Raw genomic sequence first — 20,347 nt, 5'->3', positions numbered from 1 at the left:
TAAACTACAAATAACAGAAATATATTCTAGCTCTATTTACTTATAAAGAACAAAAAACTACATTCGGAGCTAAATTAAAATATAAAATCTGAATGAATCTTTCTCCTGAAAGCTTAATGATGTCTTATGGTTACAAACCAGAACTTTCTGAAGGAGCCATAAAATGTCCAATATTTCAAACCTCCACCTTTGTATTTAAGAATGCTGAAGAAGGCAAAAATTTCTTTGAGGTGGCTTATGGCCTTCGTGAAAAACACCCTGATGAAGAGCTGGGCCTTATCTACAGCAGACTGAATAATCCTGATCTTGAAATTTTAGAAAACAGGCTTACTCTATGGGACAAAGCAGAAGATGCAGCCGTTTTTGAAAGTGGGATGTCTGCTATAAGCACCACGCTCCTGGAGTTTTTGAAGCCGGGTGATCTCATATTGTATTCCAGTCCGGTTTATGGTGGCACAGATCATTTCATTTCTAAAATACTTCCGTCATTCGGTATCCATACTCTGGGCGTAACGGCATATGACTCCAAAGAAGAAGTTCTGGAAAAGCTTAAAAAACATGAGCATGGAAATAAGCTGGCGTTTGTTTATCTGGAGACTCCTGCTAATCCAACGAATGCGCTTATTGATATCGGTATGTATAAAGAGGTTGCAAAACTGTATTCCACTGACACAAAACAGGTGTATATGGCAGTTGACAATACTTACATGGGACCGTTGTGGCAACATCCGCTGGAGCATGGCGCCGATCTGGTTATATATTCAGCCACCAAATACATAGGCGGACATAGCGATGTAATTGCCGGAGCCTGCTTAGGCTCAAAAGAGCTGATAGGCCGTGTCAAAGTGCTACGCACATTTCTGGGTTGTATGGCCGGCCCCTGGACTGGCTGGTTGCTTATGAGAAGCCTAGAAACGCTAAAAGTAAGAATGGACCAGCAAGCAGAAAATGCTGCAAAAGTAGCTGAGTTTTTAAATCATCACCCCATGGTGGAAAAGGTGTATTATCTGGGAAATATCACACCGGAAGACAGCCGACAGTACGAAATCCATCAAAGACAAAGCAAAAGCAATGGAGCCATGGTATCTTTCGATATCAAGGGCGGAGAAAAGGAAGCCTTTAAGTTTTTGAACAGCATGAAACTTATTAAGCTGGCAGTAAGTCTCGGAAGCACTGAAAGCCTGGCAGAACACCCTGCTACTATGACTCATGCTGATGTAGACCCTGAATTAAGGAAAAAAATGTCGATTACGGATAAAATGATCCGGCTGTCAGTGGGTGTTGAAAATTATAAGGACATTATCTGGGATATTGAACAAGCTCTGGAAAAAGTAACTACCTAATAGTTGGCCTAAACCGCCGAAGGAGCCCGCGCAATGCGGGCTCCATTTTTATTTTGAAGGATAGTTCTATGTATATGGATCAACCTAATCGATTTCCTCTTCTTTCCTTAGCTTCCAGCGCTTATGAGACCACAGATATCCAGCCGGATCTTCGATTACCAAAGCTTCCGTAGCCTTGGCATAAGCTTCCAAAATAGAATGATCTGCCTTTTCATAGGGGGGCTCTGTTAATTTTACCAGCTCTACTGTATAATATCCTCTTTTTACTCTGTTAACTTTAAAAAAGAAGGTAGGATACTTCGCTACTTTGGCTATTTGTTCCGGTCCCAAAAAAAAAGCTGTTTCCTGATTCAGAAAGTTAGTCCAATATTTCTGAGATTTTCTTCTGGGAGATTGATCTGCCACTATTCCAAGGGCTCTTAACCTTTCCCTAGATTTAAGTACGACACGAAGTATATTGCTTTTCTCGACGGGCTGACCTCCAAATCTGGATCGTGTTTTAAGCATAAGATCATTAAAGCTATTACTTGAAAGCTTCTGATAAACAGCATCCACAGGAAAGGGAAGTACAATACAGCCTGTAAGCAAGGCCCATTCCCAGTTAAACTGGTGTGATGCAATAACCAATATTGATTGGTGTCTGTCAGCATATGGCTGAACATCGGGTAAATTGGTAAACTTCACCCTTTTTATTAGCTCTTCCTCTGTAATAGTGAATGCCTTCAGGGTTTCCATAGTAAAGTCCATAAACCTACGGTAAAACTCTTTCGCAATTACCTTCACCTCATCGCCCGGCATATCCGGAAACGAATTTCTGATATTAGTAATTACCACTTGTTTTCTATAACCTGTCAGGTAGTATACAACCACGAACATTATATCCGAAAAGATGTAGAGCAACCACATGGGCAGCCGGGAAAAGAGCTTTAATATGATCATAATATTTAAAATCAGCCAAAAATAGGCAATTCTGCAAAAGATGGGTTAAATAAAACTTAATCTATTATTTTAGCAGTACTTAACTTCGCCATTTTTTTGGCAGGCAGGAAATCCCTTGCTCAATACCCATAAACCAAATTGTACCATGCATAATAAAGTAGTAATAATAACTGGCGGATCTTCCGGAATAGGGAAGGCTCTTGCTGAAGTTTTTGGTAAAAACGGGTCAAAGATTATGATCACGGGCAGAAAAAAAGAGCCATTAGACCAGGCTGTAACAGAGCTTAAGGATCAGGGTATTGAGGCAATAGGTTTTCAGTCGGATGTGAGTAAGGAAGAGGATAACAAGCGAATGGCAGAAGAGGCCCTGCAGCGCTATGGCAGGATTGACATTCTGATCAATAATGCCGGCATATCCATGAGAGCCCTGTTTGAAGATGTAGACCTGAATGTGGTAAAGCAGGTAATGGACATCAACTTCTATGGTGTACTTTATGCAACCAAATATTGTCTGCCATCTATATTGGAAAACAAAGGTTCAGTGATCGGAATTTCTTCAATCGCCGGATTTCGTGGCCTTCCGGGCAGAACAGGCTACTCGGCTTCAAAATTTGCCTTGCAAGGTTTTCTTGAAGTACTAAGAACTGAGATGCTTAAAAAGGGCGTCCATGTATTAACAGCCTGTCCGGGTTTTACTGCATCTAATATCAGAAAATCTTCGCTTACGGCGGATGGCTCTCAGCAAGGCGAGTCTCCCCGGAAAGAAGAAAAAATGATGACAGCCGAGGAGTGTGCCAATCACATTTACAAAGCCACCAAAAAGAGAAAAAAGCACCTGATCCTGACTGCTCAAGGTAAAATGACTGTTTTTCTCAACAAATGGTTTCCCGGCCTGATGGATAAGATGGTTTATAATGTAATGGCAAAGGAGGAGAACTCACCTCTTCAATAGTCTACTTATAACTCAGTAGCTTCAGAGTATTTTCTATGGCACCCGGCGCATGATCACCATGTCCTGGAATAACCATTTTAGGTACCGGAAAGCGTTTTCGCATGTTTTGAATACTATTCGCCCATGAGTCAAGGTCAGCATCCTCGATATTACCCAGATCCCTGGCCCCGCTACTTTTAATAAAACACCCTCCGTAAAGCACATCGAAAGGAGCAATATAAACTACTGTATTATCAACCGTATGCCCGGCCCCGGGGTAAAATACATTAACTACATAGTCTCCCAAACTCAGTGTTATTTCCTTTTCGAATATTTTCCTGGGTGCCTCAAAACCACGTTTCAGCGCATATACTTTTGTAAGCTGGCTACTTACTGTTTTTATATTCCTTTCATGAAGGGTAGCTATTCCTCCGATCCTGTCGTTATGGGCATGGGTGATCACTACTGCGGCAACCGGTTTACCTATTTCAACTTCTATCCAGTCAAGCAACTGCGTAGTTTGATCGTTGTCCCAGGGCGAATCAATCACCACAACGCTATCATTTGCTTCCACGATGAGCCCATTGGCCGACACCTTATTACCCTCATATTGAGCATAGGAGCGGTAAAGGTATAGACCACTATCTAATTTTGTAACGTCAATCTGGTAAGCACCTTCCTGGGCATAGCTGTAGGCACTAAACAGGACAAGGCACGAAATAATCAGTAACTGTCGCATATGGTTAAGTCTTATAAGTAAAATAGGATTTATGTACTTTCCATCAAAGAGTGATGTAATATAATCCCCTCAATTATACGATCATTTCTGTTTTTTTAATCTCATACTTGCAAAGAAACTATTATATTTGTCCATTCAAATATTTAATAATGATTCAGAAATATTTTCCGCTGGATAAAAACTATATACTTGAAAAGGCGCAGCTTGATATGGAGCAGCATCTTATCGTGTATTTAATAGATTTTGCTAAGAAGTTTTATCTGGATCAGTTTAATCCGCTCGGGCTCGAAGACGACACAGTAAAGCGTATTAAAGCTCATAAAACTGAGTTCACTGATCGTCTAGAGGAATTTTACCGCAACCTTGCCGGTGTTTACCGATATAAACATGGCAATAATCAGCTGGAGTTTCTTTTTGACGGAAAAGATCATTATGATAAATATACAGCCGACTGGATTACCACATATGAGGAGTGGCTGGTGGATTTTTGTCTGCGACCTAACTTTTTAAAAGCAGTGCTCGAGCTTACGGTTTTTTACCCTGAAGGTCGCAAGGCGGAGCTTGCCGAGAACAGAATGAGAGCTTTCATTCATCAGCATTTTGAACTCAAGATCTATAAGTATAAGGGTATCATTAAGATGAAAATCGCTTAGCCTAAAACCTCCTGAATATTTCAACTCATTTAGCGTTCTATTTCGAACTTGGTGAACTTCCTAAGTTCGCCTGAAGATTTAACCTGTACTTCCTCTACTTTTGCTTTATCAGGGCCGATCCTGCACCATGATACAAACTCATTAAGTTTGTCAAGTCGTCCCTCCGCTTCAATGTATACACTACCGTCGGGTTCATTGCGCACATAACCTGTGATGCCCAGGTCATAGGCCTTTTTACGCGTATGCACTCTGTAAAAAACCCCCTGCACCTTGCCTAAAACCTTGATGTTAAAGTGCTCCATAGTTTTTTGTTTACTTTGCTTCGGCCAATATTTCCACTCCGGAAGATGTACCTATTCTATCAGCCCCGGCCATCACAAGCTCTACGGCCTGCTGATAGGTTTTGATACCTCCCGAGGCCTTTATTCCAACATTTGAAGGTAATATTTTGCGCATTAGCTCTATATGCTCAACTTTAGCTCCTTCTCCGGCAAAACCGGTTGAAGTTTTCACGAAATCAACTCCTGCATCCGCACATATTTTGCATGCTGTTTCTATCTCCTTTAAAGATAAATAAGCCGTTTCTATAATAACCTTTACCAGCTTATAACTATCATGGATAAGGTTACTACATTTGGCCAATTCAATTTTCGTCCACGGTAATCCGGTTTTGAAGGAAGATATATTCATGACAATATCCAGTTCATCAGCACCATCCCTCATAGCCAGTTCTATCTCCTGGATTTTTGTTTCTGTCATGTTATACCCCAACGGGAAACCAATAACTGTTACCAACTGAACATCTCTGTTGCCAATCTCTCTGCTAGCTTTTTTAACCCAAAAAGGAGGGACGCATATACCTAAGAAATTATTCTCAACAGCCTGATTTACAAGCATATCAACATCTCCGGCAACGAAAGTTGGTTTCAGATTGGTTTGTTCAATGAATCGATTGAGGTTATTCATTGAATCTAAGATAAGAAATAGGTACCGTTAAACATTGCTCCCCGCAAGTTCAATGTATCATTTTTTTGTATGCTAGTCTATATTAATGGACGATGCCACACTCTTTACAAAATTTCCTCTTACTCGGCTTACGCTTTTTGGGTTTGTTTTTGTGTCCAAAATATGAGGGATCAGAATATTGAGGTTTCTCCATTTGCCTCTGCATTTTTCGCTCCTTTTTGGCATTAGCTTCCATGCGTTTGGCAAACTCTTCTCTCTTTTCTTCGAGCGTCTTGTTGTACTTGGTACTGTAGGACTTTTTACTTTTTTTGCTACTTTTCCTAATAGGGGCCTTTACTTCTTCAGGAGCAAAGGGTTCAAATGCATTATCAACGGGTTGTTGTTTATCTTTAGACTTCTTGGCTTTCTGCGCATTAGCATTAAAGCTAGCACCTAAAAGACATATCAGAATGACTAACACAAATCTCATAACAATCTCTTTTATTCATTCAGTCTATAAAACTGAAAATTAATACTTTTTATTGTGCTTGACTACAATAAACTGCTAAGCTACAGATATGTTCAAATATAGGTTATCGACCTTTGGGAGCCATCATGGTTTGTTGTCTTCTGTAAATCCAGGGAGGTGTAGGGTCCTCATTTATCCATAAGCCACTTTTATTTGTTCTGGCAGCCTGCTGTAAGCTTGCCAGCACCTCGTTGCTCTCTTCTCTGGCCCAGGCCAAGCCATTTTTTAACAGCTCATGATGCAGCAGTTTTCCATTGTTTAAAGTTACCTGTCCAAGCTTATTCCCCCATCGGTCCTTGCCCTTAAGTTCAACCATAACTCTTTTCTTTAATGTAAGTTTCTCGGTGAATTTCTTAGCTTCCTCTGCAAATTCCTGCCCGGACTCCGGACAGTCAACTTCGCTGAGCATTATCTTAACAATCTCCTTCTCCGAATCAAGAATCTCTATGGTATTTCCGTCGATTACACGTATCACTTTCCCTGATATGGTTTCCGGCATTTCAGTATTAAAAACGAAGAAAAAAGGAATAAAAAGTTTAATCATGATAAAGTATTATCTGGTAGAGGTATATACGTAAAGGAAGGTCCAGGTAACAGAATTTCTAAACATAGTGCCCGGCAAACTTACGGCTACCGGGCATATGTGAAAATAACTTTATGACTTCTTTTAATTACAGTACTGACCAATAAAATAGGAAGCTTTTTTATCTCCAAGTTCTACTGCTGTCCTCCAGCTCTCACAGGCTTCTCCCCCGCGATCAAGCTGGTATAAAATATTGCCTTTTACTTTGTGGTAAGATGCCTCTTTGCCATTTAACTCAATAGCTTTATTGATTGACTCCAGTGCTCCACCCACGTTACCTGATGATACGGTAACATTCGCAAGATGAAAATGTGCGGCATCGTCTTCCGGGGTAAGCTTTACCACCTTTGCGTAATCACTTATGGCACCTTCGTAATCTTCAGCCTCCTCCTTTAGGTATGCCCGGTTATAATATGCATCTGCATTATCAGGATCTTTCGATATAACATCGTCAAGATCATTGGATGCAGCACGTATATTTCCCAAATAAAGATTGGCTCGTGCGCGATCCATATACACTGATGCATCTTTCTTACCTGCATTCAGCGCATTTTGCAGGTCGGCTATAGCCCCTTCATAGTCCTGTGTTTCCATCAGCGTCCTTGCTCTGTGCTGGTAAGTTTCACCACTTTTATTACCTGCCTCAATGGTTTTGTCAAAATAGGACAGGGCTCTCACATATTCCTGCATATGGTAATATGATTCTGCTAAGTAAAATATAGTCTCTCCATCAGGCTTTTCCTCTAGTTTTTCATACCTGGATAAATCCTTAGCTGCCGCCTCATACTTTTCCTGTATGAAGCTGGCCTTGCCTCTGTTCTCATAAGCTCTCGCGTAGTTACCATCAACTTCAATGGCTTTGGTATAACTATCAATGGCCTGATCCAGGTTATCTGCTAACTGGTAGGCCTTGCCCTTGTTATTAAAAATAACTGGGTTTTTCACACCTTTTGCGATCGCCTCATCATAGTCCTTAATAGCACTTTCATAATTTTTAAGCCTGAACCTGGCATTTCCCCTGTGAAAATATGCCGAGCCATAATCGCTTTTGGCACTAATGGCTTTATTCAATGCAGAAACAGCTCCCTCAAAATCATTTGATTCATATAGTGAATGGCCCAGGTTATGGAATACTTCTGCCTCAGAAGCTCCCATCTCCACGGCCTTTTTAAGGTCTGTAGCAGCAGCTTGATACTTTTCCAGTTTATATTCGGCAGCACCTTTATTAGCATAAGTCTGCACATCTTCTGCTCCCATCTGGATGGCCTTCTCAAGATTAGCTACAGCTTTTTCAAAGTCTCCCTTATAATATTGAGCATTACCCAAACCATAATAAAGCAACATATCATTTATACCTAAAGAATGGGCTTTATCCAGAGCGGTGAGTGCACCATCATAATCCTGAGTCTGGAATTTCGATACCCCCAGGTACAGATACTCTTCTTTACCTCCCTGGTTAGCATCTATAATTTTATTCAAATCAGCTATGGCTCCTTTGTAGTCCTTTGAAAGGTATTTAGCGGTACCTCTATTGAGCAAAGCAACATTATACTCTGGCTTAACCTGAAGGGCCTTATCAAAGTCACCAATTGCCTCTGACAGTTTATTGGTTAGCATTTTAGCTTTCCCTCTATTGTTGTAAACCAGCTCGTCTCCAGCTCCCAGAGCTATAGCCTGGTCATAGCTCTTAATGGCCTGATCATACTGTTCGAGCCTGAATTGTGCATTACCTAAGTTGTAGTAAACTTCATTTTCTTTCGACCCTTTGGAGACTGCCTTTTGCAAATTGCCTGCTGCCTCTTCATAATTTTTTAGCTCATACTGCGCTATACCTACTTTCGCATACAGGTCTGCATTTGCCACTCCCGATTTCTCAGCGCGGGTAAGGTCATCCACCGCTCCCTGATAATTTTTCAAATTATACTTGGCAAGACCTCTTTTTTCATATATCGCGGGAGATTTTTCTCCAAGCTCTTCCGCTTTATCCAGATATCCAGCCGTTTTTTTAAAATCACCCTGATCATAGCTTAGCAAACCGCTATACACGTATACCTGTGCATCCTTAGAACCTTCCTGAATGGCCTTATCGAGGTACTTTTCCGCCTCTTTTTTATTCCCAGTTTCGTAATAGGCCAATCCCAGCATTTTAACCACCTCTTTGCTTTGCCCTGAGGCTTCCTTGGCTTTTTCCAGATCTGCTATTGCTCCGGAGTAATTTTTAAGTTCAAATCGGGCAGTTCCACGGTTGAGCAAGGCTTTTCCATAATCCGATTTCAAGGCGATAGCCTTATCAAAATCATCAACGGCTCCCTGGTGGTTCTTGAGAAGAAGCTTGGCCTTACCTCTGTTGTTTAACACCACCGGATCATCAGCTTTTACAGCAACCGCTTTATTATAGGCGGCAATTGAATTTTCCAGTTCATTTCGTGAATAGTATATATCACCTAATGACTTAAACGTCTCGTAATCCGCAGACCCCAGAGACTCCGCCCTTTTAAAATCTTCAAATGCTCCCTCTACATTGTTTGTAGCGTATCTTGCCGCACCACGATACTTGTAGAGATCATTGCTTTTTACACCTCCATCCAATGCCTTCGTTATATATTCATCAGCCTTGCCAAAGCTCTTGTTACCATAGGCCGATACTCCCAACATCTCATAAACCTGTGGAGTGGCAAGACTGGCTTCTTCGGCTTTTTGTAAATAAGAGTAAGCCTCTTTGTTTCCTCCTGTCTTATATAGTGCTATACCAAGTTTCAGGTTCAGGTCATCACCAGTGGCACCTCTTTGAACGGCCGACTTCAGGTCAGTAACAGCTCCCTGAAAATCACCGGTATTAAAACGGGCTATACCTGTTTTTTCATAAATACCGGCATCCGAACCTCCTGATTTTTTAATAGCTTCATAATCCGCAATAGTTCCCGGCCAGTCTTTGGCCGCAAACTTTGCTTCTGCCCGGTTTTCCAGTGCCTTGCTGTAATCTCCCTGGAGAGCGAGGGCTTTATCAAAATCAGCAATAGCCTCATTATACTTCTGTAGGTTGAATTTAGCTTTACCCCGGTTATTAAAAACTACAGCGTCAGAAGCATCAAGCGAGATGGCTTTATCATAACTGGCTACAGCATTTGCGTATTCCTCTTTTTTAAATTGCAGATTACCCAGGTAATGATATGCATTATAATCCTTAACTCCCTTGGATATAGCCTGTTGCAGATCGGCTATGGCTCCGTCCTCATTCTTCAACTCATACCTTGCCAAACCCCGGTACAGGTAGCTGTCTACATCAGCGCTGCCTTTACTTATGGCATCTGACAATGTGGTTTCGGCCGCGTTGCAGTTCTTATTAAGAAAGTACGATTTTCCTAATTTGGCACTCAGGTCAGAGGCAACAACGCCAGCACGCTGAGCCTGCTCATAATAAAGAGAGGCTTTCTTATAGTCCTCTTTGGCAAACCATGCATTACCCAGGTAGTAAGTCAGCTCTTGAATTTTACTTCCTCTTTGCACCGCACTCTCCAGGTCCTTTATGGCGTCATCATACTTGCCCTGCTTGTACATTGCTATACCCCTTCTGGCAAAATTTTCGTCTGTTACTTTGCCGGCTTTGATCAGCGCATCGTAATCATTTACTGCCTCCTGCCACTTCTCCAGTTTGAAAAATGCCTCAGCTCTATTCTCAAGCGCTTTATCATAATCTGCTTTGAGAGATAGTGCCTGATTATAGTCTTTAAGGGCTTCCTGATGCTTATCAAGGTTAAATTTTGATTTTCCTCGATTGTTAAATATTACGGGGTCGTCAGCTTCAATAGCAATAGCTTTATCGTAGCTGGCTTCTGCCAAATGATATTCTTCTTGCTTAAACTGTAAGTTCCCCAGATAGTAAAAGGCTTTGTAGTTTTTTTGCCCTTTGTCAGTGGCTTGTTTCAGATCCTGATAGGCCCCATTATCATCCTTTAACTCATACCTTGCCAAGCCGCGATACAGGTAATTTGCCGGATCATTGTTCCCTTTATTGATCGCAGTAGTAAAGGTAGTTTCTGCCGCAGAGTAATTATCACTAAGAAAGTATGCCTGTCCGAGCTTTGCATTAAGATCAGCAACTTCCGCATTGGCTCGCTGGGCCTGCTCATAGTAAAGTGCCGACTTTTTATAATCTTTCTTCTCAAAATAGATATTGCCGAGGTAATAGGTCAGTTCAGGTATCTTACTGCCCCTTTGGATCGCACTTTCCAGATCCTTTGCCGCCTCGTCGTAATTTTTCAATTGATATAAGGCTATACCCCGCCTGGCAAAGTTCTCATCTGTTACTTTTCCTGATTTTATCAATGCATCATAATCTTCAGCGGCTTCTTTCCACTTTTTTAATTCATAATATGCCTCTGCCCGGTTCTCCAAAGCTTTATCGTATTTAGCATCAACAGCCAACGCTTTATTATAATCCTGAACGGCCGCATCATAATTTTTTAAAGTAAACTTAGCTTTACCCCTATTATTAAATAATGTAGCATTACTATAGCCCGCTTTTTCGGCCTGATCATAGTATTTTATGGCGTCCTGATAACTGTCTAACCGGAATTTAGCATTCCCAAGATTAAATAAACCCTCAGGCTTATTAAAGCCCATATTAGCAGCCTTTTCCAACTCGCTGGCTGCTCCCTGATAATCTTTCTGCTCATATTTTGTTAGTCCTCGATATCCGTAAAGTTCGGGGCTATCGATTCTGGCTTTAACCGCATCGTCAAAATCAGCAGATGCTTTGTCATAATCTTTGGTTTGATAATAAGCTATACCTCTTTTAACATACACTTCATTGTTGCCGAACTTCGAATTGATCAATTGTGAATAATCCAGTATAGCGCTTCGAAAATCTCCTTTTTCAAGCTTTTCATTAGCTCTGACATATGCTTTTTCAAGAGCTTCGTCTCCCTGAGCCAAAGTAGTGGCTATAGTAAGACAAAATAATACCGTAAAGAGTAAATAAACATGCTTATTCATATGCTATTAAAAAAAATTGGCGGATAGTAAAGTTATTAAAATAAGGCTTTATACTATATTAATTTACAAAAATCATCATTAAAAGCACTGATCTGTAAATGAGTATATCACCAAAAAAATCGATATATCAATCAAATTTCCTGATACCTCAAACACCATAGCCCAGTCAATCATTCGGCTGACCATTAAAAAGTGCTGCTGCCCCTATTCCAAAGCATAAATTAAATATAGAGGGGTGCAATTTCTAACCATAAAGCTGTTATTAGTATGTATTTGATATTACAGTATCGTTAAAAGCATAAAATATTTAGCAAGTTGCACCTGTACAAACTTTGAACTTGGCACCAAGTACACTAAAATTGCAAATGCAGCCCCATGAGTAAAAGATAGTCTTATTCCTTGAGAAACATTATTGCCATACCACTTTTCTTATTTTACTCAGGTTCCTTTATGGGATATGGTATATTCACTATTGTGCATGACACTTTACACCAGATCCCTAATATCATACATCATCACACTCATGATCATCATCACCACCACGTTGAAGATCATAGTAAAGCTTTCGAAAAGTTAAAAGATATTGAGAACAATGATTCCCCTGTTCACTCTCCATTAAAAATTATATTCCTGCTCAACTACGTAACCGAAAATGGTGTATGGATATTTACAAATTCCGGCACTGATGTCTCCTTCTCGGGCTATGTTCAGGACATTTCAAAAACGCACAAACTCGTTCCTCCTACCCCTCCTCCCATTCTGTCATAAATCACAAAGAGCAAATACTAATGCTTCAAAGGGCAATTCAAAGCTTGTATAGACAAGATTAGCACTTTACTGCCTGATTATTAATGCTTTAAATATAAATTATGACAAAAATCAAACTACTAATTCTGGTAGCTGTGCTTTGCTATTGCCAGAATCTTTATGCCCAGCAAATATTTAGCGGGCAAATATATAACCATCAGGGTGAGCCATTACCCGGAGCCAATATATTAGTTGGTAACGGAGCTGGTGCCTCAGCTGATGCCTTCGGAAACTTTAAACTAAAATTGCCGGCTGGTACTTTTACAGTGTCTGTGTCCTATATCGGTTATAAAAGTCAACAGAAGGAAATAGAAATAACAGACAAAGAACTAAACCTGGACTTTTATCTACAACAAGGAAATATTGAGCTGGCCGATGTGGTTATTACTTCTGAAGAAGTCAAAAATCTCAGTTCCATATCTGCCTATGACATAAAGCTGCGTCCCACGGAAAGTTCTCAGGACGTACTAAGGCTTGTTCCTGGCCTTTTTATTGCCCAACACGCAGGTGGTGGCAAGGCGGAGCAGATATTTTTACGTGGATTTGATATTGACCATGGTACAGATATCAACCTGACGGTAGACGGGATGCCTGTAAATATGGTATCGCACGCCCATGGACAAGGCTATTCTGACCTGCATTTTGTCATACCAGAAACCATTGAACGCGTAAACTTCAACAAGGGGCCTTACTACGCAGATCAGGGTAACTTTACCACAGCAGGATATGCAGCATTCAGTACCAGGGACAGGCTCGATAGCAGCATGATTAAACTGGAAGGTGGACAATACGGCACCTTAAGGAGTGTGGGTCTCATCGATCTGTATAACAAACAGAAAAATGGGAACCGTGAAAACCTGTATCTCGCTTCTGAGCTATATCTTACCGATGGGTATTTTGAAAGTCCTCAAAATTTTTCGCGCATCAACATTATGGGTAAATACACCGGATATTTTGATAACAAAAGATTACTTTCAATATCAGCCTCTCGATTTACAAGTAAGTGGGATGCCTCTGGTCAGATACCTGTAAGAGCAGTAGAAAGTGGACAAATAGGTCGGTTCGGAGCTATTGATGATACAGAAGGTGGGGAAACCAGCCGTACAAACCTGAACATAAGATATAATCTCGATCTCGGTAATGATGCAAACCTTGAACACCAGGTTTTCTTTTCCAGCTACGATTTTATGTTGGTTTCCAATTTTACTTTCTTCCTCAATGACCCCGTAAACGGAGACCAGATCACACAATCGGAAAACAGAAATATTTACGGGTATGCCGGCACATATACCAAGGAGGGATTTCTGGGAAACCGTAACCTTACATCTAAGGCGGGTGCAGGGTTCAGGTATGATGATGTTAATGACATCCGACTATCTCATACCCTAAACCGCAGGGAGGTACTGGATGATCTGGCCAAAGGAGATATTGATGAGACTAATGTATACGCCTACGTTAGTGAAACCCTCGATATTACCCCCGTGTTTTCCATTAACGGAAGCTTACGTTATGATCATTTCATATTCAATTATGTAGATGCATTGGCCAGCACTTATGAAAGGCAAGGTGAGAGCGAAGGTGTATTCTCTCCAAAGTTTAGTGCAACATATAAGCTAACACCTAAAATTGGTCTTTTTGCCAAAGCAGGTATTGGCTTTCACTCTAATGATACCAGGGTAGTGGTAGCACAAAGTGGAAAGGACGTATTACCAAAAGCCTATGGTTTCGACTTTGGAGGCATTTACAAGCCTGTGCCTAATCTGTCAATCAATGCAGCCATATGGCAACTCAATCTTGATCAGGAATTTGTATATGTAGGTGATGAGGGCATAGTAGAACCTAGCGGAGAAACCAGGCGAAGGGGACTGGACTTATCCTTCAGATATCAACTATTACAATGGCTTTACCTTGATGCGGATTTGAATTTCACTGATCCGGAAGCGGTTAATGAACCGGAAGAGGCCAATCATATCCCACTGGCTCCGACTTTCACGAGCATTGGAGGTGTAAGCTTTAACATGAAAAATGGAATTAACGGAAGCCTGCGATACAGGTATATGGATGACAGACCAGCCAACGAAGATAACAGCATCAAGGCGGAAGGGTATTTTCTTTTGGATGCTACCTTAAATTATACTCGTCCAAGATATGAGGTGGGGTTTTCCATAGTAAATGTCCTGGATAGTGAGTGGAAAGAGGCACAGTTTGATACAGAATCACGCCTGTTTAATGAAACTGCCCCTGTATCGGAAATACATTTTACCCCTGGAAGCCCACTATTTGCAAAGGCAAGTCTCAGCTTTTTCTTTTAGGGTTTCGTAGTTTTAAAAATACGGCCATTTCCTGGAAACAGAAATGGCCGTATTCTTAAGACAATTTTTTGCTATTTAGCCTGATCTGAGCCAGCTCGAAGGTCATATAGAGCCCTAACTTCTTTCGGAGTTATTGCCCTGTTGTATATGTACATTCCATCAATTGTTCCCTTAAAGTCATAATCTTCCTGACACCAATTAGAGTGTCCAATGAAATTCTCATTTCGTACAACATTGGCAACCGGATGCCCATCAGCCTTTTCAGCCGCCAATTCCCCATTTACATATATCTTCATTTCTCCCGTAGGACTAACTGTAGCTGCATAAAACAAAGTCTCACCATTGACTATTGCGTCACGCGCGATAAGTCTTCCTTTTTCGCGATTAGTTAAAGAGTCAGTGTCTATCCAACTGGTTAAAACCAGATCGGCAGAACGTGCCAGGCGTGACAGTGTAATATTCATTCCACCGTTTTCGCCCCATCCGTTACCAAAATCGACAATTCTTTCGTAGTAACGTTCTTCTTCCTGAAATTCTACCCAGGCTGCTACGGCAAAACCTTTATCCCAAATGGGGTCGAGTGTATCCAGTTTGATATAATCCCCACCAGGCATTCCACAACCATTATCTTCATCAGTGGTGTTAAAGGTATACTTTGTTCCGTCAACTACGGGGTTACCAACTACTTCAAATGCAATCCCTGTTGAGTCTGAGGGGGTCGCAAAAGTTAAAGAGGGCGTAGGCGGATCAACTATTTCTTCCTCTCCGGGGTCGGCAGATGGGTCGTCTTCCTCTGAGCAGCCGGCTATTGCTACAGCCAGTGCCAGGCACAATATCCTGAGTGTGTAAACATGTGATTTCATCATATTAATAGTTTATGTGAGTTAAAACATCTATGTCTTAATCCTTGGGCAACTTTCACACCCAAACTCACCTATTAAATTCTGAAACCTGTAAATTGATATAGCACTATCAAAGTCTATAACCCAAAACCGAGAAGATTAATTCACGTAATTTTTAATTATTAATAAGCTGTCCTCTCACAGATTGACTGATTTTACTAATTAATTAAACTTAAAAGCGGCGCATTAATCGAACATTATCAACGCATTAGTTTTTAGGAAGGACAAGATTACAAACATATTTTTTGTTCAATTAATCAACACATTGGGGAATTAATTAACCAAAAGGGGGTATATGGCGGGGCACAAATTGGGAATGTTTCGGACCCTTCACCGGTTGATCAGCCGGGATATGCTTTGTGGATTAAAAAATAGAAAGGGACTGTATCAAAAGTTAAAGGCTTAAATATGCACTTGTCAATAGTCGGCAGACATGACACCCGCCCCCTAACTTAAGACCAGTCCCTTTCGGGTAATAATTTTTATCAAATTATATATGAATCACTTCATCATACGCTGCTGCTGCTGCTTCCATCACTGCCTCCGACATGGTGGGGTGAGGGTGTACAGCTTTTATGATCTCATGACCGGTTGTTTCCAGTTTCCTCACAGCCACAATTTCTGCAATCATTTCAGTAACGTTAGCTCCTATCATATGGGCGCCCAGCAATTCGCCATATTTAGCATCAAAGATAAGCTTTACAAAACCATCCTTGGCTCCTGCGGCACTGGCTTTACCTGATGCCGAGAATGGGAATTTACCCACTTTAAGCTCATAACCGGCTTCCTTAGCAGCAGCTTCCGTGTACCCAACCGAGGCTATCTCGGGGCTACAATAGGTACATCCCGGTATGTTGTTATAATCAAGAGGCTGAGGGTTTTCTCCGGCTATTTTTTCAACGCAAATGATACCTTCAGCCGAAGCCACATGTGCCAGGGCAGGCCCATGTACAATATCTCCGATGGCATATACGCCAGGTATGTTAGTTTTATAATAATCATCAACGATTACCTTCCCTTTATCTGTAGCCACGCCAATATCCTCAAGGCCTATGCCTTCAAGGTTCGTAGAGATACCTACTGCAGAAAGTACAACATCACAGTCTATTATCTCATCACCTTTTTTCGTTTTTACGGTAACCTTACAGCCTTTACCTTTGGTATCCACATGAGTAACTTCAGAGCTGGTCATTACCTTCATACCGGCTTTCTTGAAATTCCTCTCAAGTGCTTTTGAAACCTCTTCGTCTTCAACAGGGACAAGCCTAGGCATAAACTCTACAACCGTTACTTCGGTGCCTATAGTGTTGTAAAAATATGCAAATTCCACCCCGATAGCTCCTGAACCAACTATTACCATTTTTTTAGGTGCCTTATCGAGAACCAAAGCCTCTCTGTAGCCTATGATGTTTTTGCCATCTATAGGCAGGTTAGGTAACTGCCTGGAGCGGCCACCAGTGGCAACGATAATATGATCTGCGCTATAGGTTTCTGTTTTGCCATCCTCAGCAGTAACTTCTATTTTCTTACCGGCCTTTAGTTTACCAAAGCCCATGATAGCATCGATCTTGTTCTTTTTAAACAAGAACTGAATACCTTTGCTCATACCATCGGCAACACCTCTGCTTCGCTTCACCATGCCATCCAAATCTGCCTTGGCATCTTTTACACTGATTCCGTAATCAGCGGCATGTGATATGTATTCAAAAACATTAGCACTTTTTAATAGCGCCTTGGTAGGAATACAACCCCAGTTAAGACAAATACCTCCCAAAGACTCCTTTTCCACAACCCCAACTTGTAATCCCAACTGAGCAGCGCGAATAGCGGCAACATAACCACCAGGTCCACTACCTAATACTAAAAGATCATATTTCTTTGACATGTTATAACGTGTTTTAATTTCCTGTTTAATCGTGGGATTGCAAATTTAATCGAAATGGCCTTAGAAAAAAATTTGCTTTCCAGATAGCACCTGGAGCAGTCTACACAGGTACACATCATTTTGTAGGAAAATGCCACAGCCTTCTTCCATTCCCCAATACCGGAAAGAATTAAAATACTGAATACCAGAGCATTATATAATAAAATAAGGTTTGGCACAATTCTGTACCTGATTGTAATAAATGAATTTTTAACCAAAACGATTATAATGATGAAACTGACCAAAATATTTATAGCCGCATTTGCGCTTACTTTTGCAGCCATTGTATCAACCCAGGCTACTACTTCAGAAGTTAAATCGGCTGATGAGGTTGTTTTGAAAATTGACCCTAAGAAAACTGAAATAACACCGTCTGAACTTCCTGCATCTATCAAAGATGCTATTATGGGCGGTGAATTTGCCAAATGGAATATTGCCAAGGTTTATAAAATCACTTACTCTGACGATAAAGAAAAGGTGGAATATGAGGTTCACTTCGCCAATGAAAAAAAGCAAAAGCAGATAAAAGTGTACAATAAAGATGGTGGGTTGATTGAAGACTAACAGGATGGTTTAGTCTTTCAACAGCCAATAGCACTTCTTTAACTCCAGAAAGGCCCGCTTTAACAAGTGGGCCTTTATTTTTGTTAGCTTATAGATCACATTTGCCCCTGGCAAACCGTTAAGCTTTAACAAAGTAATAATTAATAATGGCAAGTATTTTAATAGTTGAGGATGATGTTTCCTTTGCAACCATGCTAAAGGGGTTTCTTGTAAAGAACAGTTTCGAGTGTGACAGTGCCTCTAACGGCATGATGGCCTTACGAAAGCTCAATGAAAAATCTTTTGACATCATACTCTCAGATCTTAAAATGCCTGATCTGGATGGGCTTGATCTTTTAAAGGAAATTAAAAAGAAGGATCATGACTGTGCCGTTATTATTATGACAAATTACGCTCACATCAAAAGTGCCGTCAAGGCTATTAAGCTGGGGGCCTTCGAATATATTGCAAAACCAATCAACCCTGACGAGCTGCTAAGCATCATCAATAAAGCCCTGGTCAAAAAATCGGCAGAGGAAGCACCTCCGGCTCCCGCAACTCAAAATTTTGAATTTGTAAACGGACAAAGCCCTGATTTCCAACGGATAATACAGCATGTAGGGTTGGTGGCGGAAACTGATATGTCGGTATTGATACTTGGTGAAAGCGGTACGGGCAAAGAATATATTGCTCGTCTTATTCACCAGAAAAGCAAGCGCAAAGATAAACCTTTCGTTTCGATAGATTGTGGAGCATTGTCGGAAAACCTTGCTGCCAGCGAGCTTTTCGGGCATGTAAAAGGAGCTTTTACAGGAGCTATAAACGACAAAGACGGCCAATTTAAGCTGGCAAATGGAGGAACATTGTTTTTGGATGAGATTGGCAACCTATCTTATGAGGTGCAGGTAAAACTCCTTCGCGTATTGCAGGAAAGAAAGGTTCGTAAGGTTGGCGGAACCAAAGATTTTGATGTCGATGTGAGACTTATTACAGCAACTAATGAAAATCTTAGCCCGGTAGCATCCGCTGACAGCAATTTCAGAGAGGATCTGTTTCACCGGATCAATGAATTTCAAATTAATATACCTCCACTCAGACAACGGAAACAGGACATTGAGGTTTACGCGAGGTATTTTCTCGAAAGGGCCAATCGTGAACTTAACCGAAGTGTCAAAGGCTTTTCTAATGAAGTAATGGATGTATTTCTAAACTACGACTGGCCGGGAAACATCCGGGAATTAAAAAATATGGTGAGGCGGTCTGTTTTATTAGAGACAGAAGAATATCTGAGTTCTGATAACCTTCCGGAGCTAACCGCAGAAAACAAGTTATCGTCAAACAAGGAATTTAGCCCGCCCAAGGACCTAAAAACACTTGCCATCCAAAGTGAAAAAGCCCTGATTGCGCAGACACTGAAAGATGTGAAGTTTAATAAATCAAAAGCAGCCAGGATTTTAAAAATTGACCGCTCTACATTATACAACAAAATCAGGAAGTATGAGTTGGAGGCGTAGTGTCTTTAACTTGTTTCCTTATACCATTAAGTAATTTATCAGAGTAATACTCTATCTGTTGAAAATGATCTGTTATTTGTCTTTTACTCATGCCAGAGGCGCTAAGCTCCAGTTTTTGTAAAAGCTTATTCAGCGAATCCTGATCGTAGTATGATACTGACGAAAGCATTTTATGCGCGAGGTTTTTGATAACCCTTATATCAGCACTATCTATTTCTGACTTTAACAGAAGAAGATCTTTTTCATAGTTATCAATAAAAGTATTCACATAGCTCACCAGCAACTCCTGATCTCCACAGGCAAACTTATATACTTTACTAAGGTTAATTCTATCTTCTGTTTTTACCAGCAAACCCTCAACCTCTTTGATATCCTCATTTTTTAAAGGCTTTTCTAGTGATAAGTTTGCTCCTGATACTTCAACCGCCGAGGCGCTGAGCACTACCACCGGAATAGCGTTAATGGACTTTATGCTTCTAATCAGTTGCTGAGGCTCGTGCCCGTCAACATTCAGGTCGGTAACTACTATGTCATACTGCTTTTCCTTCATGGCTTCTATAAGATCTGAGTAGCTTGAGAAAGCTTCCACGGAAAATCCGGCATTTTCAAACTGCGCCTGCACCATCAGTCGGGTAAACTCGTCATCCTCGAGATATATTATTCTTTTTTTACTATCTGTCATCATTCA

The 20,347-nt window shown here is 40.9% G+C and carries 17 protein-coding genes; 7 read left to right on the top strand and 10 right to left on the bottom strand.

What is annotated here, in order from left to right; translation table 11 throughout:
- The first annotated feature begins 92 nt into the window (after positions 1-92).
- Complete coding sequence (locus LVD17_RS11390) at positions 93-1,343, top strand: cystathionine gamma-synthase family protein (RefSeq protein WP_233766866.1); 1,251 nt, start codon at positions 93-95, stop codon at positions 1,341-1,343.
- Between the two features lie 84 nt (positions 1,344-1,427).
- Here LVD17_RS11390 and LVD17_RS11385 read toward each other — a convergent pair whose 3' ends face one another.
- Positions 1,428-2,297 carry a lysophospholipid acyltransferase family protein gene (locus LVD17_RS11385; RefSeq protein WP_255702592.1) on the bottom strand — a complete coding sequence of 290 codons (870 nt, stop codon included), beginning with the start codon at positions 2,295-2,297 and terminating at the stop codon, positions 1,428-1,430.
- Positions 2,298-2,427: 130 nt separating this feature from the next.
- Between LVD17_RS11385 and LVD17_RS11380 the strand changes: the two genes are divergently transcribed.
- On the top strand, positions 2,428-3,234 hold the full coding sequence (locus LVD17_RS11380; protein ID WP_233766862.1) for an SDR family oxidoreductase: 807 nt from the start codon (positions 2,428-2,430) through the stop codon (positions 3,232-3,234).
- Position 3,235: 1 nt separating this feature from the next.
- On the opposite strand, the gene bla is transcribed toward LVD17_RS11380, so the two are convergent.
- A complete protein-coding gene (bla, locus tag LVD17_RS11375) occupies positions 3,236-3,952 on the bottom strand; it encodes a subclass B1 metallo-beta-lactamase (RefSeq protein ID WP_233766860.1) in 717 nt (238 codons plus the stop codon).
- A 149-nt stretch (positions 3,953-4,101) separates the two neighbouring features.
- Here bla and LVD17_RS11370 point away from each other — a divergent pair, with 149 nt between their 5' ends.
- Positions 4,102-4,605 (top strand): hypothetical protein, encoded by a 504-nt coding sequence (locus LVD17_RS11370; protein ID WP_233766859.1) that lies wholly within the window; start codon positions 4,102-4,104, stop codon positions 4,603-4,605.
- A 29-nt stretch (positions 4,606-4,634) separates the two neighbouring features.
- Here the strand turns inward: LVD17_RS11370 and LVD17_RS11365 are convergent, their stop codons facing one another.
- The 5 genes from LVD17_RS11365 to LVD17_RS11345 all read right to left on the bottom strand — a co-directional run bounded on the left by LVD17_RS11365 (position 4,635) and on the right by LVD17_RS11345 (position 11,657).
- The gene (locus LVD17_RS11365) at positions 4,635-4,907 is read right to left on the bottom strand and encodes an acylphosphatase (protein ID WP_233766858.1); all 273 of its coding nucleotides are present in this window, start codon (positions 4,905-4,907) and stop codon (positions 4,635-4,637) included.
- A gap of 10 nt (positions 4,908-4,917) precedes the next feature.
- Positions 4,918-5,571 (bottom strand): deoxyribose-phosphate aldolase, encoded by a 654-nt coding sequence (deoC, locus tag LVD17_RS11360; protein WP_233766857.1) that lies wholly within the window; start codon positions 5,569-5,571, stop codon positions 4,918-4,920.
- 82 nt (positions 5,572-5,653) lie between these two features.
- Positions 5,654-6,040, bottom strand: coding sequence for a hypothetical protein (locus LVD17_RS11355; protein ID WP_233766856.1), 387 nt, complete (start codon positions 6,038-6,040; stop codon positions 5,654-5,656).
- Between the two features lie 103 nt (positions 6,041-6,143).
- A complete protein-coding gene (locus tag LVD17_RS11350; protein WP_233766855.1) occupies positions 6,144-6,623 on the bottom strand; it encodes a thermonuclease family protein in 480 nt (159 codons plus the stop codon).
- 123 nt (positions 6,624-6,746) lie between these two features.
- The gene (locus LVD17_RS11345) at positions 6,747-11,657 is read right to left on the bottom strand and encodes a tetratricopeptide repeat protein (RefSeq protein ID WP_233766854.1); all 4,911 of its coding nucleotides are present in this window, start codon (positions 11,655-11,657) and stop codon (positions 6,747-6,749) included.
- Between the two features lie 399 nt (positions 11,658-12,056).
- On the opposite strand from LVD17_RS11345, the gene LVD17_RS11340 reads away from it, so the two are divergent.
- Together LVD17_RS11340 and LVD17_RS11335 are read left to right on the top strand one after the other, a co-directional pair.
- Positions 12,057-12,425 (top strand): hypothetical protein, encoded by a 369-nt coding sequence (locus LVD17_RS11340; RefSeq protein ID WP_233766852.1) that lies wholly within the window; start codon positions 12,057-12,059, stop codon positions 12,423-12,425.
- Between the two features lie 101 nt (positions 12,426-12,526).
- Positions 12,527-14,776, top strand: coding sequence for a TonB-dependent receptor (locus tag LVD17_RS11335; RefSeq protein ID WP_233766850.1), 2,250 nt, complete (start codon positions 12,527-12,529; stop codon positions 14,774-14,776).
- 71 nt (positions 14,777-14,847) lie between these two features.
- Here LVD17_RS11335 and LVD17_RS11330 read toward each other — a convergent pair whose 3' ends face one another.
- Positions 14,848-15,642: a LamG domain-containing protein gene (locus tag LVD17_RS11330; protein ID WP_233766849.1), complete on the bottom strand. Its 795-nt coding sequence runs from the start codon at positions 15,640-15,642 to the stop codon at positions 14,848-14,850.
- Positions 15,643-16,168: 526 nt separating this feature from the next.
- Entirely contained in the window at positions 16,169-17,563 is a 1,395-nt protein-coding gene (gene lpdA / locus LVD17_RS11325; protein WP_233766847.1) for a dihydrolipoyl dehydrogenase, read from the bottom strand.
- A gap of 267 nt (positions 17,564-17,830) precedes the next feature.
- Between lpdA and LVD17_RS11320 the strand changes: the two genes are divergently transcribed.
- Both LVD17_RS11320 and LVD17_RS11315 read left to right on the top strand, forming a co-directional pair.
- Entirely contained in the window at positions 17,831-18,166 is a 336-nt protein-coding gene (locus LVD17_RS11320; protein ID WP_233766845.1) for a hypothetical protein, read from the top strand.
- A gap of 146 nt (positions 18,167-18,312) precedes the next feature.
- Entirely contained in the window at positions 18,313-19,659 is a 1,347-nt protein-coding gene (locus LVD17_RS11315; RefSeq protein WP_233766843.1) for a sigma-54-dependent transcriptional regulator, read from the top strand.
- Here LVD17_RS11315 and LVD17_RS11310 read toward each other — a convergent pair.
- Positions 19,634-20,344: a response regulator gene (locus LVD17_RS11310; protein ID WP_233766842.1), complete on the bottom strand. Its 711-nt coding sequence runs from the start codon at positions 20,342-20,344 to the stop codon at positions 19,634-19,636. The genes LVD17_RS11315 and LVD17_RS11310 overlap by 26 nt on opposite strands.
- Positions 20,345-20,347 lie beyond the last annotated feature (3 nt).

Source organism: Fulvivirga ulvae (assembly GCF_021389975.1).
GTDB lineage: Bacteria > Bacteroidota > Bacteroidia > Cytophagales > Cyclobacteriaceae > Fulvivirga > Fulvivirga ulvae.
The sequence above is the reverse complement of the archived record's forward strand: the minus strand, read 5'-3'. Positions and strand labels throughout refer to the sequence as shown.

Bases quoted from the DNA above. Each gene is read 5' to 3' on its own strand.
- bla (WP_233766860.1), bottom strand. From the start codon at position 3,952: ATGCGACAGTTACTGATTATTTCGTGCCTTGTCCTGTTTAGTGCCTAC.
- deoC (WP_233766857.1), bottom strand. From the start codon at position 5,571: ATGAATAACCTCAATCGATTCATTGAACAAACCAATCTGAAACCAACT.
- lpdA (WP_233766847.1), bottom strand. From the start codon at position 17,563: ATGTCAAAGAAATATGATCTTTTAGTATTAGGTAGTGGACCTGGTGGT.
- LVD17_RS11390 (WP_233766866.1), top strand. From the start codon at position 93: ATGAATCTTTCTCCTGAAAGCTTAATGATGTCTTATGGTTACAAACCA.
- LVD17_RS11355 (WP_233766856.1), bottom strand. From the start codon at position 6,040: ATGAGATTTGTGTTAGTCATTCTGATATGTCTTTTAGGTGCTAGCTTT.
- LVD17_RS11330 (WP_233766849.1), bottom strand. From the start codon at position 15,642: ATGATGAAATCACATGTTTACACACTCAGGATATTGTGCCTGGCACTG.
- LVD17_RS11380 (WP_233766862.1), top strand. From the start codon at position 2,428: ATGCATAATAAAGTAGTAATAATAACTGGCGGATCTTCCGGAATAGGG.
- LVD17_RS11365 (WP_233766858.1), bottom strand. From the start codon at position 4,907: ATGGAGCACTTTAACATCAAGGTTTTAGGCAAGGTGCAGGGGGTTTTT.
- LVD17_RS11345 (WP_233766854.1), bottom strand. From the start codon at position 11,657: ATGAATAAGCATGTTTATTTACTCTTTACGGTATTATTTTGTCTTACT.
- LVD17_RS11320 (WP_233766845.1), top strand. From the start codon at position 17,831: ATGATGAAACTGACCAAAATATTTATAGCCGCATTTGCGCTTACTTTT.
- LVD17_RS11335 (WP_233766850.1), top strand. From the start codon at position 12,527: ATGACAAAAATCAAACTACTAATTCTGGTAGCTGTGCTTTGCTATTGC.
- LVD17_RS11370 (WP_233766859.1), top strand. From the start codon at position 4,102: ATGATTCAGAAATATTTTCCGCTGGATAAAAACTATATACTTGAAAAG.
- LVD17_RS11350 (WP_233766855.1), bottom strand. From the start codon at position 6,623: ATGATTAAACTTTTTATTCCTTTTTTCTTCGTTTTTAATACTGAAATG.
- LVD17_RS11315 (WP_233766843.1), top strand. From the start codon at position 18,313: ATGGCAAGTATTTTAATAGTTGAGGATGATGTTTCCTTTGCAACCATG.
- LVD17_RS11310 (WP_233766842.1), bottom strand. From the start codon at position 20,344: ATGATGACAGATAGTAAAAAAAGAATAATATATCTCGAGGATGACGAG.